Origin of the sequence: Klebsiella sp. CD33 (assembly GCF_051992865.1) — a bacterium.
In the GTDB taxonomy this organism is placed as follows: domain Bacteria; phylum Pseudomonadota; class Gammaproteobacteria; order Enterobacterales; family Enterobacteriaceae; genus Klebsiella; species Klebsiella pneumoniae.
Genome location: NZ_CP197023.1, coordinates 4421327 through 4441489 on the forward strand (window position 1 = coordinate 4421327; position 20163 = coordinate 4441489).

At 57.7% G+C, this 20163-nt stretch carries 21 protein-coding genes and 3 tRNA genes; 7 read left to right on the forward strand and 17 right to left on the reverse strand.

Going from position 1 to position 20163, the window contains the following annotated elements; all coding sequences use genetic code 11:
* Positions 1-62: 62 nt before the first annotated feature.
* Genes nadR through serB form a run of 3 tightly spaced genes read right to left on the reverse strand, consistent with a single transcriptional unit; the run spans position 63 to position 3680 of the window.
* A complete protein-coding gene (nadR, locus tag ACR809_RS21655; RefSeq protein ID WP_122051561.1) occupies positions 63-1295 on the reverse strand; it encodes a multifunctional transcriptional regulator/nicotinamide-nucleotide adenylyltransferase/ribosylnicotinamide kinase NadR in 1233 nt (410 codons plus the stop codon).
* 21 nt (positions 1296-1316) lie between these two features.
* Positions 1317-2699, reverse strand: coding sequence for a DNA repair protein RadA (radA, locus tag ACR809_RS21660; protein WP_002887800.1), 1383 nt, complete (start codon positions 2697-2699; stop codon positions 1317-1319).
* Positions 2700-2708: 9 nt separating this feature from the next.
* Positions 2709-3680 carry a phosphoserine phosphatase gene (gene serB / locus ACR809_RS21665; protein WP_004177487.1) on the reverse strand — a complete coding sequence of 324 codons (972 nt, stop codon included), beginning with the start codon at positions 3678-3680 and terminating at the stop codon, positions 2709-2711.
* A gap of 104 nt (positions 3681-3784) precedes the next feature.
* Between serB and ACR809_RS21670 the strand changes: the two genes are divergently transcribed.
* Both ACR809_RS21670 and lplA read left to right on the forward strand, forming a co-directional pair.
* Positions 3785-4432 (forward strand): YtjB family periplasmic protein, encoded by a 648-nt coding sequence (locus ACR809_RS21670; RefSeq protein WP_002887794.1) that lies wholly within the window; start codon positions 3785-3787, stop codon positions 4430-4432.
* Positions 4432-5448 carry a lipoate--protein ligase LplA gene (gene lplA, locus ACR809_RS21675; protein ID WP_004146971.1) on the forward strand — a complete coding sequence of 339 codons (1017 nt, stop codon included), beginning with the start codon at positions 4432-4434 and terminating at the stop codon, positions 5446-5448. The genes ACR809_RS21670 and lplA overlap by 1 nt, the downstream gene beginning before the upstream one ends.
* Before the next feature lie 80 nt (positions 5449-5528).
* Here lplA and deoD read toward each other — a convergent pair whose 3' ends face one another.
* From deoD to ACR809_RS21740, 13 genes are all read right to left on the reverse strand, one after another.
* A complete protein-coding gene (gene deoD, locus ACR809_RS21680) occupies positions 5529-6248 on the reverse strand; it encodes a purine-nucleoside phosphorylase (RefSeq protein WP_002887789.1) in 720 nt (239 codons plus the stop codon).
* 102 nt (positions 6249-6350) lie between these two features.
* A complete protein-coding gene (deoB, locus tag ACR809_RS21685) occupies positions 6351-7574 on the reverse strand; it encodes a phosphopentomutase (RefSeq protein WP_004151380.1) in 1224 nt (407 codons plus the stop codon).
* Between the two features lie 52 nt (positions 7575-7626).
* Complete coding sequence (gene deoA, locus ACR809_RS21690) at positions 7627-8949, reverse strand: thymidine phosphorylase (protein WP_002887787.1); 1323 nt, start codon at positions 8947-8949, stop codon at positions 7627-7629.
* Positions 8950-9062: 113 nt separating this feature from the next.
* Positions 9063-9842, reverse strand: coding sequence for a deoxyribose-phosphate aldolase (deoC, locus tag ACR809_RS21695; protein ID WP_002887784.1), 780 nt, complete (start codon positions 9840-9842; stop codon positions 9063-9065).
* A gap of 416 nt (positions 9843-10258) precedes the next feature.
* The gene (locus ACR809_RS21700; RefSeq protein WP_122051562.1) at positions 10259-11536 is read right to left on the reverse strand and encodes a NupC/NupG family nucleoside CNT transporter; all 1278 of its coding nucleotides are present in this window, start codon (positions 11534-11536) and stop codon (positions 10259-10261) included.
* A gap of 130 nt (positions 11537-11666) precedes the next feature.
* Positions 11667-12461, reverse strand: coding sequence for a metal-dependent hydrolase (locus ACR809_RS21705; RefSeq protein WP_004192101.1), 795 nt, complete (start codon positions 12459-12461; stop codon positions 11667-11669).
* Positions 12458-13531 carry a patatin-like phospholipase family protein gene (locus tag ACR809_RS21710; RefSeq protein ID WP_004146038.1) on the reverse strand — a complete coding sequence of 358 codons (1074 nt, stop codon included), beginning with the start codon at positions 13529-13531 and terminating at the stop codon, positions 12458-12460. The genes ACR809_RS21705 and ACR809_RS21710 overlap by 4 nt, the downstream gene beginning before the upstream one ends.
* Positions 13532-13684: 153 nt before the next feature.
* On the reverse strand, positions 13685-13846 hold the full coding sequence (locus tag ACR809_RS21715) for a DUF1328 domain-containing protein (protein ID WP_002887716.1): 162 nt from the start codon (positions 13844-13846) through the stop codon (positions 13685-13687).
* Positions 13847-13975: 129 nt separating this feature from the next.
* Positions 13976-14596 carry a molecular chaperone OsmY gene (osmY, locus tag ACR809_RS21720; RefSeq protein ID WP_004146042.1) on the reverse strand — a complete coding sequence of 207 codons (621 nt, stop codon included), beginning with the start codon at positions 14594-14596 and terminating at the stop codon, positions 13976-13978.
* Between the two features lie 219 nt (positions 14597-14815).
* Complete coding sequence (gene prfC, locus ACR809_RS21725) at positions 14816-16405, reverse strand: peptide chain release factor 3 (RefSeq protein WP_002887711.1); 1590 nt, start codon at positions 16403-16405, stop codon at positions 14816-14818.
* Between the two features lie 90 nt (positions 16406-16495).
* Entirely contained in the window at positions 16496-17173 is a 678-nt protein-coding gene (yjjG, locus tag ACR809_RS21730; RefSeq protein ID WP_004146044.1) for a pyrimidine 5'-nucleotidase, read from the reverse strand.
* Positions 17174-17187: 14 nt separating this feature from the next.
* Positions 17188-17634: a ribosomal protein S18-alanine N-acetyltransferase gene (gene rimI, locus ACR809_RS21735; RefSeq protein ID WP_002887706.1), complete on the reverse strand. Its 447-nt coding sequence runs from the start codon at positions 17632-17634 to the stop codon at positions 17188-17190.
* A complete protein-coding gene (locus tag ACR809_RS21740) occupies positions 17603-18016 on the reverse strand; it encodes a DNA polymerase III subunit psi (protein WP_012542926.1) in 414 nt (137 codons plus the stop codon). The genes rimI and ACR809_RS21740 overlap by 32 nt, the downstream gene beginning before the upstream one ends.
* Before the next feature lie 102 nt (positions 18017-18118).
* Between ACR809_RS21740 and rsmC the strand changes: the two genes are divergently transcribed.
* From rsmC to ACR809_RS21760, 4 genes are all read left to right on the forward strand, one after another.
* The gene (gene rsmC, locus ACR809_RS21745) at positions 18119-19147 is read left to right on the forward strand and encodes a 16S rRNA (guanine(1207)-N(2))-methyltransferase RsmC (protein ID WP_004177499.1); all 1029 of its coding nucleotides are present in this window, start codon (positions 18119-18121) and stop codon (positions 19145-19147) included.
* A 171-nt stretch (positions 19148-19318) separates the two neighbouring features.
* Positions 19319-19405: transfer RNA gene (locus ACR809_RS21750), tRNA-Leu, on the forward strand.
* A gap of 28 nt (positions 19406-19433) precedes the next feature.
* A tRNA-Leu gene (locus ACR809_RS21755) sits at positions 19434-19520 on the forward strand.
* A gap of 31 nt (positions 19521-19551) precedes the next feature.
* Positions 19552-19638 (forward strand) — tRNA-Leu (locus ACR809_RS21760).
* Positions 19639-19659: 21 nt separating this feature from the next.
* On the opposite strand, the gene ACR809_RS21765 is transcribed toward ACR809_RS21760, so the two are convergent.
* Positions 19660-19899: a DUF1435 domain-containing protein gene (locus ACR809_RS21765; RefSeq protein WP_002887654.1), complete on the reverse strand. Its 240-nt coding sequence runs from the start codon at positions 19897-19899 to the stop codon at positions 19660-19662.
* Between the two features lie 70 nt (positions 19900-19969).
* Here ACR809_RS21765 and ACR809_RS21770 point away from each other — a divergent pair, with 70 nt between their 5' ends.
* Positions 19970-20140 (forward strand): hypothetical protein, encoded by a 171-nt coding sequence (locus ACR809_RS21770; RefSeq protein ID WP_004221147.1) that lies wholly within the window; start codon positions 19970-19972, stop codon positions 20138-20140.
* Positions 20141-20163: the final 23 nt, after the last annotated feature.

Sequence of the window (20163 nt, forward strand, 5' to 3'; positions counted from 1 at the left end):
TAATGTTTGCTCCCTCTCCCATTGGGAGAGGGTTGGGGTGAGGGCTACAGCCCGCAGAGCACCTACCCCTGCTCGCCCATCAGCTGTTTCACCAGCTCGACGCAGCGCAGGAACCGGGCATCGTAGTCCGACTCCTTCACATGAACGAATTCGATCTCGTTCTCTTTCAGCAGCGATACCAGCAACGACTGAAACTCTTTACGATCCACCGAGCTCCCAAGACTGCGCAGTCCATCGGCCACCCACGGGGTATTGTTCTCCAGCAGGATCACCAGGTCGAAGCGGTATTCATCAATCAGCGCCTGCACAAACGGGTGCTCACGTCCCTCGTACTTCATACAGAAGGCCTGAGTGCTGACGAAGTCGGTATCGATGAACGCCACCTTGTTGGCATATTTCACCGCAAAATCAATATACTGCGCATGCCCAAGGGCAATTTTATCGTAATCCGAATACTGGAGCGCCATCTCATCGCCGCCGAGATGCGAAAAAACATAATCCCGGCCATATTCCCAGGCGCTGGTGGTATTGAAGATATTGGCGAGTTTATTGACCAGCGTCGATTTACCGCTCGACTCGCCGCCGAGGATCGCCACCGTCCGCACAAAGAACGGTTTCACTTCCGTCGGAATATATTCCCAGTAGCGGAACGGGTTCTCGCGGATCTGCCCGCCGCTAATATTCATAAAGGTCCGCTTAGGATCGATAAGCACCGTCTCGATCCCCAGATGCTCAAGGTACTGCGGCGCATCGGCCTCTTCCGAGGTATAGATCCGGTTCGGCTCGATCCCTTTTTCGCTCATAAAAGCGCGGATCCCATGGCTCCACACGTCCCAGCCGTGCGGATAGGGCTCCATCCCCTCTTCATTGAAGGCGTGGATGCGAATATTCTTCTGATATTTAAAGGTTTGCAGCAGCCAGCGCAGGCGGTCAGGCACCGTCGGCTGTTGCGACATGGCGCTCTCTTCAAACAGCTCGCGGTCGCGGGTATCGTCATAGCCCATAATGATATGCAGCTCATCGACCTGGCTACAGGCGCGCTGTATCAGGTAGATATGCCCGGTATGCAGCGGGTAAAACTTACCAAACACCACGCCGACGCTTTTCTGTCGGCGGGGAAACTCCAGCCCGAGGAAACGATGCAGCGCTTCAAGCTTCTGCGCGCTCGGGCTTTTGATTTTGGCATTCAGCAGCTGGCTAAGATACCCCTTGGTCATTCCGCTGGCTTCCGCCACCTGCTGCAGGGTACAGCCTTTCTGCTTAATGGCGCTTTTTAAATAGTCAAATGACGACATCGCTAATCTCCTTTTAACTTATTATAAGTCGTCAAAAACGCTTAGCGCGTCTGAAAGCTTTTTCACGCCAAAGATTTGCATGCCTTCCGGCACTTTTTTCGGCACATTGGCCGCCGGGACGATGGCGCGGCGGAAGCCGTGCTTCGCCGCTTCGGAGATACGCTCCTGACCGCTCGGTACCGGGCGAATTTCCCCGGCCAGCCCCACTTCGCCAAAGACCACCAGATCCTGCGGCAGAGGACGGTCGCGCAGGCTGGAGACCATCGCCAGCAGCAGCGCCAGGTCGGCGCTGGTTTCCGTGACCTTCACCCCGCCGACCACATTGACGAAGACGTCCTGATCGGCCATCTGTAGGCCGCCGTGACGGTGCAGCACCGCCAGCAGGATCGCCAGACGGTTCTGTTCCAGCCCCACCGCCACGCGGCGCGGGTTGGACATCATTGAGTGATCGACCAGCGCCTGGATCTCCACCAGCAGCGGGCGGGTCCCTTCCCAGACCACCATCACCGAGCTACCGGAGGTGATTTCATCTCCCCGGCTGAGGAAGATAGCGGACGGGTTGCTCACTTCGCGCAGGCCCTGCTCGGTCATGGCGAAGACGCCCAGCTCGTTCACCGCGCCAAAGCGGTTTTTATGGCTGCGCAACGTGCGGAAGCGGGAGTCGGCATCCCCGTCCAGCAGCACCGAGCAGTCGATACAGTGCTCCAGCACCTTCGGACCGGCCAGCGAGCCGTCTTTGGTGACGTGGCCGACCATCACAATCGCCACGCCGCGAGTTTTAGCAAAGCGCGTCAAATAGGCCGCGGTTTCCCGTACCTGGGCGACGCTGCCCGGCGACGACTGTACGTCGGCCATATGCATCACCTGGATGGAGTCGATCACCATCAGCTGCGGCTTTTCTTCATCGGCGATCTGACAGATCTGCTCAATGCTGGTTTCCGAGAGCATGTTCAGGTTGGCCGTTGGCAACCCGAGACGATGGGCGCGCATCGCCACCTGCTGCAGGGACTCCTCCCCGGTGACGTACAGAGTTTTCATCCCTTCCGCCAGTTTGCAGAGGGTTTGCAGCAGCAGCGTCGATTTGCCCGCGCCGGGGTTGCCGCCAATCAGGATCGCGCTGCCCGGCACCACGCCGCCGCCCAGCACGCGGTCAAATTCTTTAAAGCCGGTGGAGAAACGCGGCAGCGCCTCCAGGCTGATATCTGACAGCTTCTGCACCTTCGACACGCCGGCGTTACCGGCATAGCCTGAAAGACGCTCGTTTCTCGCCACCTGCGGCGACGCGGCGATGCGCATCTCGGTGATGGTGTTCCAGGCATGGCAGGCGCTGCACTGCCCCTGCCAGCGCGGATAATCCGCACCACATTCATTACAGACAAATGCGCGTTTTGGAGCTTTCGCCACGTTTACCTCTTACTTTTGGTTCATGCTGCCCGAGAGGATACAGAATACCCCCATCAGGTCAGCGTGGCGGATAGTCACTTCCGCCTGTTCATTCACTTTGGGCTTCGCGTGATAGGCGATGCCAAGCCCTGCTGCCTTAATCATCGGCAGGTCGTTGGCGCCATCGCCGATAGCCACGGTTTGCGCCGTTGGGATCTCATACTTTTCCGCCAGCTTGCGCAACGTATTGGCTTTATATTTCGCATCGACGATATCGCCGAGCACGTTGCCGGTGAGCTTGCCGTCGCGGATCTCCAGCTCATTGGCGAATACCGCGTCGAGATGCAGTTTGTCGCGCAGATACTCGGCAAAGAAGGTGAAACCGCCGGAGGCGATCGCCACTTTCCAGCCCAGCGTTTCCAGCTTGAGCACCAGCTGCGCCAGGCCCGGCATCAGCGGCAGCGCGTCGCGAACCTGCAGCAAAATACTGGCATCGGCGTCTTTCAGCGTCGCCACGCGCTGGCGCAGGCTGGCGGTGAAGTCCAGCTCGCCACGCATCGCCCGCTCGGTCACTTCCGAGACCAGCTCGCCGGTGCCGGCCAGTTTCGCAATCTCATCGATGCATTCGATCTGAATCGCCGTGGAGTCCATGTCCATCACCAGCAGGCCCGGGGTGCGCAAATGGGGGATTTTACCCAATGGCGCGACGTCCAGCCCCGCCTCATGCGCCAGTCGCGTCGCACGGGGAGTCAGCGAACCGGCCAGGCGGATCACCTGGTAATCCTCGACCACCCAGGAGGCAACGATCACTAACGCGGCGCCCAGCTCACGCTGCCACGCCGTCAGCCGACGTTTATCCAGACCGCGACCATACAGCAGCCAGCCGCTGCGCCCGGCGTGATAATCCAGCGGCATGACCTCGTCGCCGCTCAGGGAAAGCGGCAACCCAGGCCACAGGGAAACGTCTTCAGGCAGGTCGCACCAGGTCAAACTGTTAGGCATTACGGCTCCACATCTCTTCATTCAGGCGAGGAAAATAACGCATGAGGCTACCTTGTAACCAGCGCTTCTGGCAACATTAAGCTGCAAATTTTCAAAGGTGGAATATGGTTCGCGCAAAACTGAAATTCCGGCTGCATCGTGCGGTCATTGTTCTTATCTGTCTCGCCCTGCTCGTCGCGCTGATGCAGGGCGCTTCGTGGTTCAGTCAGAACAGTCAGAAACAACGCAATCCGCAGCTGGAAGAGCTGGCCCGCACGCTGGCGCAGCAGGTGGTGCTGAATCTCGCGCCGCTGATGCGCAGCGAGACGCCTGACGAGAAGCGCATCAATCAGCTGTTGACCCAGCTAACCCATAACAGCCGCGTCCTGGACGCCGGGGTATATGACGAACAGGGCGACCTGGTGGCGCGCTCTGGCGAAAGCGTCGAGGTTCGCGACCGGCTGGCGCTGGATGGTAAAAAAGCCGGCGGCTACTTCAACCAGCAGATTGTCGAACCGGTGCCAGGAAAAAACGGCCCGCTGGGCTACCTGCGTCTGACCCTCGATACTCATACCCTGGCGACCGAGGCGAAGCAGGTGGATAATACCACCAATATCTTACGCCTGATGCTGTTGCTGTCCCTGGCTATCGGCGTGGTGCTGACCCGCACGCTGCTGCAGGGCAAACGCACCCGCTGGCAGCAATCGCCCTTCCTGCTCACCGCCAACAAGCCGGTTGAGGATGAAGACGATGAAAAGAAAGGAAATCTATAATGTCCACATTGCGCCTCCTGCTCTCTGACTCTTACGACCCGTGGTTCAACCTGGCGGTCGAGGAGTGCATTTTCCGCCAGATGCCCGCCACCCAGCGGGTGCTGTTCCTGTGGCGCAATGCCGATACCGTGGTCATCGGCCGCGCGCAGAACCCGTGGAAGGAGTGTAATACCCGCCGCATGGAGGAAGACCATGTGCGGCTGGCCCGTCGCAGCAGCGGCGGCGGCGCGGTGTTCCACGACCTCGGCAATACCTGCTTTACCTTTATGGCAGGCAAACCGGAGTACGACAAAACCGTCTCCACCGCTATTGTGCTGACGGCGCTTAATTCACTCGGCGTAACCGCCGAAGCCTCCGGGCGCAACGATCTGGTGGTCAAAACCGACAGCGGCGACCGCAAAGTCTCCGGCTCCGCCTATCGTGAAACCATGGACCGCGGTTTTCATCACGGCACCCTGCTGCTCAACGCCGATTTAAGCCGTCTCGCCAACTACCTCAACCCGGACCAGAAAAAGCTGCAGGCTAAAGGCATTACCTCGGTGCGCGGACGGGTGGCGAACCTGGTTGAGCTGCTGCCGGGCATTACCCATCAGCAAGTTTGCGAGGCGATCCAGGAAGCATTCTTCAGCCATTACGGCGAACGGGTGGACGCCGAGGTGATCTCCCCGGACAACACGCCGGATCTACCAAATTTTGCTGAGACCTTCGCCCGTCAGAGCAGCTGGGAGTGGAACTTCGGCCAGGCGCCGGCCTTCTCTCATCTTCTTGACGAGCGCTTTCGCTGGGGCGGCGTTGAGCTGCATTTTGACGTCGAAAAAGGGCATATCACCCGCGCGCAGGCCTTTACCGATAGCCTGAACCCGGCGCCGCTGGAGGCCCTGGCGGCACGCTTAGTCGGCTGTCAGTATCGGGCGGAAGTATTACAGCAGCAGTGCGAGGCGCTGGTCGGCGATTTCCCGGAGCAGGAAGCGGAACTGAAAGAACTGTCGGCGTGGATTGCCGGCGCGGTGCGCTGATAAAAAAAGCCCGCTGCGCTTAGCGGGCCTGGAAAACCGTAGGCCGGGTCAGACGAAGCCGCCACCCGGCACAACAGCTCTTACTCTTTATCGCCCAGCAGCACGGATTCCAGCGCGATTTTGATCATGTCGTTGAAGGTCGTCTGACGTTCAGCGGCAGTGGTCTGCTCGTGGGTACGGATGTGGTCGGAGACGGTGCAGATGGTCAGCGCTTTCGCGCCGAACTCCGCCGCCACGCCGTAGATACCCGCCGCTTCCATTTCCACGCCCAGAATGCCGTATTTTTCCATCACGTCGAACATGGACGGGTCCGGCGTATAGAACAGGTCTGCGGAGAAGATGTTGCCGACGCGCGCGTCAACGCCCAGCGCTTTCGCCGCGTCTACCGCATTACGCACCATGCCGAAATCGGCAATCGCCGCAAAATCATGGTCTTTGAAACGCAGACGGTTCACTTTAGAGTCGGTGCACGCGCCCATGCCGATCACCACGTCACGCAGTTTGACATCTTCACGCACCGCGCCGCAGGAGCCCACGCGGATGATTTTCTTCACGCCGAAATCGGTGATCAGCTCTTTGGTGTAGATAGAGCAGGACGGGATACCCATCCCGTGGCCCATCACGGAGATTTTGCGGCCTTTATAGGTACCGGTGAAGCCCAGCATGCCGCGCACGTTGTTCACTTCACGCACGTCTTCGAGGAAGGTTTCTGCAATGTGCTTCGCGCGCAGCGGGTCGCCCGGCATCAAAACGACGTCAGCGAAATCGCCCATTTCTGCGTTAATGTGAGGAGTTGCCATCTTCAGTTCCTTTTACATTGTTGTTTTTGCCGGGTGGCGGCTACGCCTTACCCGGCCTACAAATCGTAGGCCCGGATCGCTGTGCGCCACCGGGCAATGACCTCAGAACATGGCTTTGCCATATTCCATGTCAGACGTACCAAAGTATTTCGCAATAGTCTGGCCGATGTCCGCGAAGGTTTCACGGTGACCGAGCGAACCTGGTTTCACTTTCGGGCCGTACACCAGCACCGGGATATGCTCGCGGGTGTGGTCAGTACCAGTCCAGGTCGGGTCGCAGCCGTGGTCGGCGGTGAGGATCAGGATGTCGTCCTCACCAACCAGCTCCATCAGCTCCGGCAGACGGCGGTCGAACAGCTCCAGACCCGCCGCGTAGCCAGCGACGTCACGACGGTGGCCCCAGGAGGAGTCAAAATCGACGAAGTTAGTGAAGACGATAGTCTCGTCGCCCGCTTCCTTCATCTCTTTGATGGTCGCGTCGAACAGCGCGTCCAGCCCGGTGGCTTTCACTTTCTTAGTGATACCGCAGTTGGCGTAGATATCGGCGATTTTACCCACGGACACCACGTGGCCGTTTTTCTCATCGACCAGCTTCTGCAGCACGGTCGGCGCCGGCGGCTCTACCGCCAGGTCGTGACGGTTACCGGTACGCTGGAAGTTACCGGCTTTGTCGCCCACGAAAGGACGAGCAATCACGCGACCAATGTTATAGCCGCCTTCGGTCAGCTCTTCACGCGCGATTTCGCACAGCTCATACAGCTTGTCGAGGCCAAAGGTCTCTTCGTGACAGGCGATCTGGAACACCGAGTCAGCGGAGGTATAGAAGATCGGTTTCCCGGTTTTCATATGCTCTTCGCCGAGCTGATCGAGGATCACCGTCCCGGAGGAGTGGCAGTTGCCGAGATAGCCCGGCAGGTTGGCGCGTTTCACCAGCTTATCCAGCAGCTCCTGCGGGAAACTGTTTTCCTGGTCGCTGAAGTAGCCCCAGTCAAACAGCACCGGCACGCCGGCGATTTCCCAGTGGCCGGACGGGGTATCTTTACCGGAAGAAAGTTCATGCGCCCAGGCATAGGCGCCAATCACTTCGGCATTGCCATCCATACCCGCGGCAATTTTACCGGTGGAGCCTTCATGCGCTTTCACCAGACCCAGACGGGTCAGGTTCGGTAAATTCAGCGGGCCTTTGCGGCCGTGGTCAGCCTCGCCTTTGGCGCAGGCTTCTGCAATGTGGCCCAGCGTATCGGCGCCGACGTCGCCAAAGCGGTCTGCGTCTTCCGTTGCGCCAATCCCAAAGGAGTCCAGCACCATGATAAATGCACGTTTCATCTTGTTCTCCATACATCTTGCGCTGCAAAAAAGCGATCAGATCAGTATATCGCTATTCAGTGATACGGCGATAGACTGTCGGTGTAATTTCCGGGGCTTTATCGTCCAGTTTAATGGCCGCTTTGACCGCTTTCGCGGCCTCCTGCCAGCTGTTCTCGTCTTTGGCATGGATCACCGCCAGCGGACGCTGTCCGTCGACGCGGTCACCCAGACGCGCCATCTCGGTAAAGCCAACGCTATAGTCAATGGTGTCCGATGCCTGACGGCGGCCGCCGCCCATAGAAACCACTGCCATGCCCAGCGCGCGAGTATCCATCGCGCTGATAAAACCTTCGGTATCAGCATAGACTGCTTTGCTCAGCATCGCCGTCGGCAGATAATTAGCATAATTCTCGACAAAGTCGCTCGGCCCTTTCTGCGCCGCGACCATACGGCCAAACACTTCCGCCGCTTTACCGTTATCCAGCACCGCCTGCAGCTTCGCGCGCGCCTCGGCATCGTCCGCCGCCAGCTTGCCGGAGATCAGCATTTCCACACACAGCGCCATTGTCACGTCGAACAGGCGCGGGTTGCGGTATTCGCCGGTCAGGAACTGCACCGCTTCGCGAACTTCAACGGCGTTGCCGGCGCTGGAGGCCAGTACCTGATTCATATCGGTCAGCAGCGCGGTGGTGCGCACGCCGGCGCCGTTGGCGACACCCACGATCGCTTCGGCCAGCGCGGCAGAGAGTTCATAAGTCGGCATAAACGCGCCGCTGCCGACTTTGACGTCCATCACCAGCGCATCCAGCCCTTCCGCCAGCTTCTTCGCCAGAATCGAGGCGGTAATCAGCGGGATGGAGTCCACCGTCGCGGTAATATCGCGGGTGGCATAGAAACGTTTGTCGGCCGGGGCAAGGGAGCTGGTCTGCCCGATAATTGCCACGCCAACATCTTTAATAATCTCGCGGAAGCGGTTGTCGTCCGGGAAGATATCGAAGCCCGGGATCGCTTCCAGTTTGTCCAGCGTACCGCCGGTATGGCCGAGGCCGCGGCCGGAGATCATCGGTACGTAACCACCGCAGGCGGCCACCATCGGCCCCAGCATCAGCGAAGTGACATCCCCGACGCCGCCGGTAGAGTGTTTATCGACGATCGGACCGTTAAGGTTGAGGCTTTTCCAGTCAAGAACGGTACCGGAATCCCGCATCGCCATGGTCAGCGAAACGCGCTCCGGCATAGACATATCGTGGAAGAAGATGGTCATCGCCAGCGCGGCGATCTGCCCTTCAGAGATAGTATTGTCGCGGATGCCGTTGATGAAAAAGCGGATCTCTTCATCGCTTAATGCCTGACCATCACGTTTTTTACGAATAATTTCTTGTGCGAGAAACACGGTAACCTCCCAAAGAGAATAAATTGCCGGATGACGGCGCGAGCGCCTTATCCGGCCTACAGGCATCAATTCGTAGGCCGGATAAGCGCAGCGCCATCCGGCAAATCAAGGGATTAGTAGCTGCTGGCGCTCTTGCCGTCGCCGTGACCCAGGGCTTTCAACAGGCTAGCCAGCAGGCTGGATGCGCCAAAACGATAGTGACGAGAATCGGCCCAGTCGGCGCCGAACAGTTCATCAGCGATCGCCAGGAACTGCTGCGCGTCTTCCGCGCTGCGCACGCCGCCCGCCGGTTTGAAGCCAACGGTTTTCTCAACGCCCATATCGCGGATCACTTCCATCATGATGCGCGCGCTTTCCGGCGTGGCATTCACCGGCACTTTACCGGTCGAGGTTTTGATGAAATCGGCCCCGGCTTTGATAGAGATTTCAGACGCTTTACGGATCAGCGCTTCTTCTTTCAGCTCACCGGTTTCGATGATCACTTTCAGCAGCACGTTAGCCGCCGCACAGGCTTCCTTACAGGCTTTCACCAGCTCGAAACCGACCTGCTCGTTGCCGGCGATCAGCGCGCGGTACGGGAAGACCACGTCCACTTCGTCAGCGCCGTAAGCGATCGCCGCGCGGGTTTCCGCCAGCGCAATGTCGATATCGTCATTCCCGTGCGGGAAGTTGGTGACCGTGGCGATGCGAATATCCGGCGTACCCTGCTCATTCAGCGTTTTACGGGCGATCGGGATGAAGCGCGGGTAGATGCAGACCGCCGCGGTGTTACCCACCGGCGTTTTCGCCTGATGACACAGGGCAATGACTTTCTCATTGGTGTCGTCGTCATTCAGAGTGGTCAGGTCCATCAGTTTTAACGCGCGCAGGCTGCTTGCTTTTAAATCAGTCATTTCATACTCCGCCGGCGTCATGCCGGATCAATAGTTTGTTCACCTTGCGAGTCTGTTACTATTGTAACATTCGCTCGTCGTTACACTTCGACATTCATCACAGTTAATGAAAACTACTTACTAATTTGCATTACTGTAACGTGATTAAGATCACAAATTACCACTCAATACCGCAGCAATTATCGTTAGTCCCCTCTTAAGCATAATCGATACTATACCGCCGATGAGAATGTGATAATTCTAACACACAATAACAGGTACACTCGATAGCGTGGCGCACATTTTGCCCAACTTACGGGCAATAAAAACGCTACAAATTGAAATATAAACCTTTTTTCAAAAAAGAGAGTGGTGATGCAATTATCACATTTACAGCAACACCAGCGGCACGGTGGCCGCTGGTTCAGGAGACAGGCTTACAGGGCGAGAAAAACCCCGGCGATGGTGGCGCTCATCAGGTTGGACAGCGTCCCCGCCGCTACCGCACGTAGCCCAAGCTGAGCGATATCCTGCCGCCGGTTGGGCGCCATTCCCCCGAGTCCGCCAATCAGAATGGCGATCGATGACAGGTTGGCAAAGCCGCACAGCGCGAAAGAGATAATGGCTTTGGTGTGATCTGAAATGACCTGCAGCCCGGCCGCCGCCACTTCGGCATCCGCCTTTAAATATTCGCCAAAGTTCATGTAGGCCACGAACTCGTTAATGATCAGCTTCTGGCCGATAAACGACCCCGCCACCGTCGCTTCGTGCCACGGCACGCCAATCACCCACGCCAGCGGTGAGAAGATCCAGCCGAGGATCATCTGCAGCGACAGCTCAGGATGGTTAAACCAGCCGCCGACGCCGGAGAGTATGCCGTTCAGCAAGGCGATCAGCGCAATAAACGCCAGCAGCATCGCGCCGACGTTGAGCGCCAGTTGCATACCAGACGCGGCGCCGGAGGCGGCGGCATCCAGCACGTTGGCCGGTTTATCCGCGTCAGCGCTTTGGCTGTCATGAGCCGGGTTATCGTCCGGTTTTTCCGTTTCCGGTACGATAATTTTGGCAAACAGCAGGCCTCCCGGCGCCGCCATAAACGACGCGGCAATAAGGTACTCCAGCGGAACGCCCATCTGCGCATAGCCCGCCAGTACCGAGCCCGCCACCGAGGCCAGGCCGCCGCACATGACCGCAAACAGCTCCGAGCGAGTCATGGTGGCGATATAAGGACGCACCACCAGCGGCGCTTCGGTCTGGCCAACAAAGATGTTTGCCGTGGCCGACAGCGATTCGGTACGTGAGGTCTTCAGCACTGCCCGCAGCGCGCCGCCGAGAATGCGAATGACCCGCTGCATAATGCCCAGGTAGTAAAGCACGGCAATCAGCGACGAGAAGAAGACGATCACCGGCAGCACGCGCAGGGCAAAGACGAAGCCGCCGCCGCCAAACACCTCGAACATTTTATCGGAGACCAGCCCGCCGAAGATGAAACTAATCCCTTCATTGCCGTAGGCAATAACGCTGGCGACGCCATTCGACATCGCTAATAGCGCCGCGCGCCCGGCCGGTACATACAATATTAACGCGCCGATACCCACCTGGATTATCCAGGCGCCGAGCACGGTGCGCAGGTTAATGGCTTTTCGGTTATTGGAGAGCAGCACAGCAATGGCCAATAGCGCCACCATGCCGATAAGTCCCATGAGGATTTGCATACAGATTCCCTGTGTTTTTGATAGTCCAGTACTAACCGCGTGATTATATCGGCCTGAAACTATCCTGCCCGTCTGGCTTCACACATTTTAAGCAAATCAATGATATGGATGGACAATTATGAGAAATCGATCACCATACAGAGACCGGGGGAAGGGAAAACAAGGCGAGCGTATTGTGCATGATCCCTTCTTCTATGGCTGCCGGCGACTCCGGACGCAGTTCACACAGCGCCTCAAATACCCGTGCAGCTTGTTCCGGTCGATTGGGCTGTCCCTGAAAGCCATTTAGCGGCATATCCGGCGCATCGGTCTCCAGCAGCAGAGCGGAAAGCGGCAGACGCGCCATCACTTCACGGGTTTTACTGGCGCGGGGATAGGTAATGGTGCCGCCAACGCCGATCTTATAGCCAAGCTGCACGAAGCGCTCGGCCTGCTGCAGGCTGCCGGCAAAGCCATGGATGACTCCGGTACGCGGCAGGGCATGTTTTTTCAGCAGCATCGCCAGCTTATCGTGGGTGCGTCTGGAGTGGAGGATCACCGGCAGATCGTAACGCTTCGCCAGCCTCAGCTGCGCTTCCAGCAGCGCCTGCTGACGATCAAACTGCGGATCGTCGCGATAAAGATCGAGGCCAATCTCTCCCACCGCCACCAGTTTAGGCGGCCGCTGCGCCATCAAGGCTTCCAGCTGCGCCAGTCCCTCATCAGTATGCTCTTCGATGACGATCGGATGCATACCCAGCGCGGCGTACAGCGCTTCGTGCTGAGCTGCCAGCGCCAGCACGCGGCTAAAACGCTCAGCAGAGATGGCTGGAACGATAATTCGCCCGACGCCGGCCTGCGCCGCACGCGCCAGGCTGGCGACCTCATCTGCCGCGAAGGGGGGAAAATCAAAGTGACAGTGGGTATCGATAAAACGGTGCGTCACGCCAGATCCTCATGATCAAAACTGGGGTCATTCGCCTGGGGCGCAGGAATGATGGTCGCCTGGGGCGCTTCATTGGCCACCGGCACCGGCGGCACCACCACCGGCGCGGGCCGGGCAATACGCGGCGCGTGGCGCAGCAGCGGCGGCTGGTCGGCCAGTAGTTTACCCACCGTTGCCAGGAAATAACGGCCGCACTGGCGCCCGGTTTTGTAGTCCTCCAGCAGCGCCGGTAGTCGGCTGCCAAGCGCCATGCTGCGCAGCGGCCGCTGCGGATAGATTTCGAAGATCCGCAACTTACCCGGCGGTTTCTCGATGAACTGCTGGATGGCGCGGTAGGTGGTTTCGTGATGATGCACCAAATTGACCAGCGGTTGCAGACTACTCTCTCCCAGCCAGCGCTCCATCCGCTTGAACCACTGCGGGGTATAAAACATCTGCGAAGGGACGGTACGGATCACCACGATGGTCTGGGCGCCGCGGCGGGCCGCCTCCTGCACCGGGATCGCATCGCTGACGCCGCCGTCCAGGTAGCTAACGCCGTCGAGCAACACGCCGCTGCGATAAAAGCCGGGGATGGCGCTGGAGGCGCGGATCAGATCCAGCCACGTTTGCGGCGTCGGCGAAAAATAGCTGGCGGAGTAATCGTCACCGCGGCAAGCGCATAGCCACAGCTCTTTCCCCAACGCGAACTGCGCTTCGGCATAGTTCATGGCAAGCGGCATTTGCTGCGAAGTGGCCTCAACCAGCCAGTCGAGATCGATAAGGTTGCCGCCGCGCACAAAGCGCATCGGATCGAAAAACTGGCGTGAAGTGGTGTAGCGGGTGATAACTTTGCGGGCATAGCCTTGCTGATTACACATGTAGGCGGAGAGGTTTTGCGCGCCGGCGGAAGTACCCAGCATCAGGTCAAAGGGGTTAAATCCGGCGCGCATAAATTCGTCCAGCACCCCGGCAGTAAAAATCCCTCGCTGTCCTCCGCCTTCGCATACCAGCGCCAGCTTGCCTGGTCGGAAGGGTTTAACCGCCAGCGGGGCGATATTGCCCAGCGTGACGGGAATGCGTTGCCCCACCCTGCTTTCCTGTTCGATTGATCTTCTCCTGACAAGGTAACGCAATTTGCCCGCCGCTTAAACCGCGAAAGCCAGTCCTCAGGACTGGCTTTGTGTAAGATGACGTGTCAGTAAAAATGCTTAGGCTTCAGTATCGCCCGCATCGCGGGCCGCCTAAGGACGTCTGCGTCCTGTAAACAGGCTCACCAGGAACAGGATAATCCCGACGACAAAGACGATTTTCGCAGCGCCAGCGGCCGTACCCGCCAGACCACCAAAGCCCAGAGCCGCAGCAATTAATGCAATGACCAGAAAAATAATTCCCCATCGAAACATACTTTTCTCCTTACCATAATGGACGGTGAACAGCGGTTTGCGCACCCTTTCTGTATAGCTCATCGCTCAGTGGATGCTGCTATTCGTTCGGCAACCTTGGCCAGACAACACTTTTGTTAATAACTCGGTTTACTTAACGCTAAGATCGTTGCGCACGCTTTTCACACCGGAGACCGCTTTCGCAATCTCTGCGGCACGCTCCGCCTGCGCCGCGGAAGCCACCGTACCGGTCAGATGTACCGCGCCGGCGTTGGTTTCGACTTTCACATTGCGCGAAGGGACAATGTCATCCGCCAGCAGCTTGGCTTTCACTTCGCTGGTAATGGCGGTATCCCCGGCATAGCCTTTCAGCGTCGCCGTCTCGCTCGATGATTTATGATGGACCGTCAGCTTGTCGTTAACGTGTGAGACGCCTTTGACCTCTTTCGCTACGCTCAGTGCCTGACTTTTCTGTTCAGCACTGGTGACGTCGCCGCTGAGGGTGACCACTTTATTCTCCGTTTTCACCGAAATATCGCCGGAGTTAATATCTTTATGGTCGATCAGCGCCGCTTTTACCCGTGCGGTAATGGTACTGTCATCCATAAAATCGCCGACTTTGTTAATCGAATTATCTACCGCCTCTCCCGCATTGCTGGCAGCCGACTTCGCACTGTCTACCGTTGTTTTTTCCGTCTCTGCCGAGGCGTTCAACGCGGCTAAGCCTAAGAAGAGCGCCAGCAACATATTGGCATTCTTTAGTCTGGTCATCGTTATGTCCTCGTTTTTTCACCAGCGCTGGCGTCTTATCGCAGTGAATTACGCCAGCATTTTTAAAAACACGAATTAAATATAGTAGACAGACGAAGGGGTTGCGGAGGATATGGATAAAAAACAGACGAATTAGCGGTGTTTTAAGAACTTTCCAGAAGGAAGGGAACGGGAGCGTAACCAGAAAAAAGCGCGGCCTGCGCCGCGCTTCGTCAGGGATTAGTGCTCGCGCGTTTTGCGGAACACCACGTCAGGGTAACGCTCCTGCGTCAGGTTCAGGTTGACCATTGTCGGGGCGATGTAGGTCAGGTTATCGCCGCCATCCAGCGCCAGCTGAACTTCATTTTTCCGCTTGAACTCTTCGAACTTCTTCACGTCAGTAGATTCAACCCAGCGCGCGGTGGCCACGTTGACCGATTCGTAAATCGCTTCCACGTTGTATTCGCTTTTCAGACGCGCTACCACCACGTCAAACTGCAGCACGCCGACGGCGCCAACGATCAGATCGTTATTAGCGATCGGGCGGAAGACCTGGACCGCGCCCTCTTCAGAGAGCTGAACCAGCCCTTTCAGCAGCTGTTTCTGCTTCAGCGGATCCTTCAGGCGAATACGACGGAACAGTTCCGGCGCGAAGTTCGGAATACCGGTGAACTTCATCATCTCGCCCTGGGTAAAGGTATCGCCAATCTGAATGGTGCCGTGGTTATGCAGGCCGATGATATCGCCTGGGTACGCTTCTTCAACGTGCGAGCGATCGCCCGCCATAAAGGTCAGCGCGTCGGAAATCACTACGTCCTTGCCGATACGCACCTGACGCAGCTTCATGCCTTTTTCATATTTGCCGGACACCACCCGCATGAAAGCCACGCGGTCGCGGTGTTTCGGATCCATGTTGGCCTGAATTTTAAACACGAAGCCGGTGAATTTCTCTTCCGTGGCGGTGACTTCACGCGTGTCGGTGTTGCGCGGCATCGGCGCCGGGGCCCACTCCACCAGGCCATCCAGCATATGGTCAACGCCGAAGTTACCTAACGCGGTTCCGAAGAAGACCGGGGTGATTTCCCCGGCCAGGAACAGATCTTTGTCGAACTCATTCGACGCCCCCTGCACCAGCTCCAGCTCGTCACGCAGCTGCTGCGCCAGGTCTTCCCCCACCGCCGCGTCGAGATCCGGGTTGTTGAGCCCCTTCACGATACGCACTTCCTGGATGGTGTGGCCTTTACCGGTCTGATACAGGTAGGTTTCGTCTTTGTAGAGATGATAAACGCCTTTGAACAGCTTGCCGCAGCCGATAGGCCAGGTAATCGGCGCGCAGCCGATTTTCAGCTCGTTCTCGACTTCATCCAGCAGCTCCATCGGATCGCGGATATCACGGTCGAGTTTGTTCATAAAGGTGAGGATCGGCGTATCGCGCAGACGGGTGACTTCCATCAGCTTACGGGTCCGATCTTCGACGCCTTTTGCCGCGTCAATCACCATCAGGCAGCAGTCCACCGCCGTCAGGGTACGGTAGGTATCTTCGGAGAAGTCTTCGTGCCCCGGGGTATCCAGCAGGTTCACCAGGCAGTCATGATACGGGAACTGCATTACCGAGGTGGTGATCGAGATACCACGCTGCTTTTCCATCTCCATCCAGTCGGATTTCGCGTGCTGGCTGGAACCACGACCTTTTACTGTACCGGCGGTCTGAATCGCCTGTCCGAACAGCAGCACCTTTTCGGTGATGGTGGTCTTACCGGCATCCGGGTGAGAAATAATGGCAAAAGTGCGGCGTTTGGCCACCTCTTGCAGATAAGGAGACAACGTCATAATTAATCTTCTAAGTAAACGCGGCCATGGGCCACGCATGTGGAATACGAAAAATTGCGGCTATTTTACCCATCAACGGGGGGGAGGCAATCAGTGTTTACACAGGAGCTGCTCCAGTTCGCTTAACGAGGTCACCGTCCAGTCCGGCTCGAGGTCCGCCGGCAGCTCGCGCTGATGCGCATTGAGCCAGCAGGTCGCCAGTCCGGCGTTCACGCCGCCGCGAATATCCGACTCGGCGGTATCGCCGACCATCAGCACCCGCGAGCGCGGTGGGTTACCCGCCTGCGCCAGCGCATAATCGAAAATACGCGCGTCCGGCTTGGCGACACCCACCTGTTCAGAAATAATCAGCAAATCAAAGTGATCGCGTAAACCTGTCCGCTCCAGACGAGTCTGCTGCAGCGAGGTAAAGCCGTTGGTGATGATGCCCATTCTGACCTTGCCCTGCAGCGCGTTGAGCAGCGAGACCGCGCCCGGCAACGGGGCACAGATTTCCGCCATCGCATTCATAAACGCGTCGTTGAGTTCCCCGGGCGGCACATTCAAACGTTCCGCCCAGCTGTCAAAACGCTGGTGCTGCAGCTGCAGCGAGGTGATGGCGCCGTTTTGGTAATCCACCCATAGCGGCTTGTTCACGGCCTGATAGTCCTGAAAATCTTCGGCGGTAAAGGTCACGCTGTAGTCGAGAAACATCCGCTGCAAGCCGCTGAAAGAATCAAACGTAAACAGCGTTTCATCGGCATCAAAGAAAATCCAGTCCCATTTCATCGTATCACCTTGTGTTACATACTGATTGGCAGAGCCATAATAATGGCGTCTTCGCGTCCGTCGGCCGTAGGATAGTAGTTGCGGCGGATGGTTGCCTCATTGAAACCTACGCTCTCATACAGCGCGATGGCGGCAACGTTGGATGCTCGCACCTCCAGCCACAGCGTGACGACGCCGAGTTTTTCGACTTCATCAATGACATGCTCCAGCAGCGCTCGCCCCAGGCCGCGGCGCTGGTAGGCGGGATCGACGGCGATATTGAACAGCGTCGCCTCATCCAGTACCACTTGCGTAATGGCGAAAGCCGCCATTTCGCCATCTACCGACAGCTGATAGTTGCGATAGCGCTCCCCCTGGTTACTGGCCAGAGTCTGTTCGCTCCACGGGAAAGCGTGGGCGCGTTTTTCGATGTGCCAGGCTTTGGTTAAATCAGCCGTGCTGAGGGTAGAAATCGTGTTCATGTGCGCAGATTTGTTGCCAGAGCGCCCTGCGAGCCGGCGCGCTGGTCTGGAGTTCATCAAAAGCGGGGGTGGACACCTGGGCGCCCGCCAGCGGCAGCGACGCCTCTGTGCCCAACCGCCAGCTGTTGCAGCGGCTGTCCTGCGGCAGCATCGCCACCCGCTCCGGAGTCAGCTGCAGGACCTGATCTGGCGTCACGGCCAGCGCGCGTAATATGTCGCTAATCAGCGGCTCTGTCAGCGACGGCGGGGTTTCCGCCACCATCACCAGACGAATATGTTCAGGAAGCGAGATAGCGATTTCGCCCTGCAACGCCCCCGGTCGGCGCAGCGACCACTGGGTAATGCCCAGCTGCTGTAATTGCCAGTCTCGTCGGGATGTCATAGCGAAACACTCCTGTTAAACAAGCGCGCAATATAGCAAATCCGTCGTATCTGCGCCAACAAACTACTATAATCGGCGCCAGTCTTAATGAAGGAGTGTTTCATGTCCGCTTTTACCCCGGCAAGTGAAGTCTTGCTGCGCCACAGTGATGATTTCGAGTCCGCCCGCGTTCTGTTTGCCGGTGACCTGCAGGATGACCTGCCTGCGCGTCTGGATACCGCGGCCAGCCGCGCCCACACCCAACAGTTCCACCACTGGCAGGTCCTCAACCGCCAGATGGGTGACACCGTCCGTTTTAGCTTAGTGGCTGAGGCCGCTGACGTCGCCGAATGCGACACCCTGATCTACTACTGGCCAAAGAACAAACCAGAGGCGCAGTTCCAGCTGATGAACCTGCTCTCTCTGCTGCCGGTGGGAAGCGACATTTTCGTCGTCGGTGAAAACCGCAGCGGCGTCCGCAGCGCGGAGCAGATGCTGGCTGAATACGCGCCATTAAACAAAGTGGATAGCGCCCGCCGCTGTGGCCTCTATCATGGACGTCTGGAAAAGCAGCCGACCTTCGACGCCGACGCATTCTGGGGCGAATACACACTGGATAATCTGACGATAAAAACCCTGCCGGGCGTCTTCAGCCGCGACGGTCTGGACGTCGGCAGCCAGCTGCTGCTCTCCACCCTCGAGCCGCATACCAAAGGGAAAGTGCTGGACGTCGGCTGCGGCGCGGGCGTGCTGGCCGCCGCGCTGGCCAGCCATTCACCGAAAGTGCGCCTCACCCTGTGCGACGTCAGCGCCCCGGCGGTCGAAGCCAGCCGCGCGACGCTTGCCGCCAACGGCCTGGCTGGCGATGTGTTTGCCAGCAACGTCTTCTCCGAGGTCAATGGTCGCTTCGACATGATCATCTCCAACCCGCCATTCCATGACGGCCTGCAGACCAGTCTCGAAGCCGCCCAGGCGCTGATCCGCGGCGCGGTTCGCCATCTGAACAGCGGCGGCGAGCTGCGCATTGTCGCCAACGCCTTCCTGCCGTATCCGCAGGTGCTGGATGAGACGTTCGGCTTCCATGAGGTGATCGCCCAGACCGGGCGCTTTAAGGTCTATCGCACCATCATGACCCGTCAGGCGAAAAAATAATCGTCTTTTCACGCCGGCGGCCCGCTCCTGGTACCGCTGGCGCTTCCCGCGGGCAAATCCGCCCATTTTTGCAGCAATCGATACAACCTGCATAATTAACTATTGACGTGTCGCCGAAAACCACTAGAATGCGCCTCCGTGGTAACGATACTTTCAGAGTATCGATGGTATGCGAAGGTGGCGGAATTGGTAGACGCGCTAGCTTCAGGTGTTAGTGTCCTTACGGACGTGGGGGTTCAAGTCCCCCCCCTCGCACCATAATCCACGAAGATATTGCTCGCACTGGGCGAAGGTGGCGGAATTGGTAGACGCGCTAGCTTCAGGTGTTAGTGTCCTTACGGACGTGGGGGTTCAAGTCCCCCCCCTCGCACCAACGAGGCAATATCTCAAAGAAAGAATACTGTGCGAAGGTGGCGGAATTGGTAGACGCGCTAGCTTCAGGTGTTAGTGTCCTTACGGACGTGGGGGTTCAAGTCCCCCCCCTCGCACCAATATTCTTCCCTCTCCCGGCATTATCCTCTCAGTTTAATATCCACAATCATCAGCATTATTCCGCCGATCAACGCGACACACGATGGCAGCAGGATAAAATGGCGCAATTGACGATGCCAGATCATCGCCGCGGACATCAGCATGCCCACCGCGACCAGTACCCGCCATACGTCAGCCGACACTCCGGCATACCCGAGAGCGACAATTAGCGCGCCGGGAATCATCACTCCCCAGCCGCTTCCTAATGCTCGCTGCAGCATGGTTTCACCTCTCACAACGATAATGATAACCAATATCATATGATAATCTTTATCATTTGTCATTTGCGACGTGCTCTGCCCCTTTTTCTTTACGTTCGCGGTAATGACATACATTCATGAAGGTGATAAATTAAGCGGATTATCGATATATATTAAATATTTTGCTTATTTTGCAAATAACCTTTTTTTGCACATTGTTATCAGACTCTTCATTTTTGGCTTTCATCATTTTGAAATTTAACGACTAATAATGATTCTTCCGAT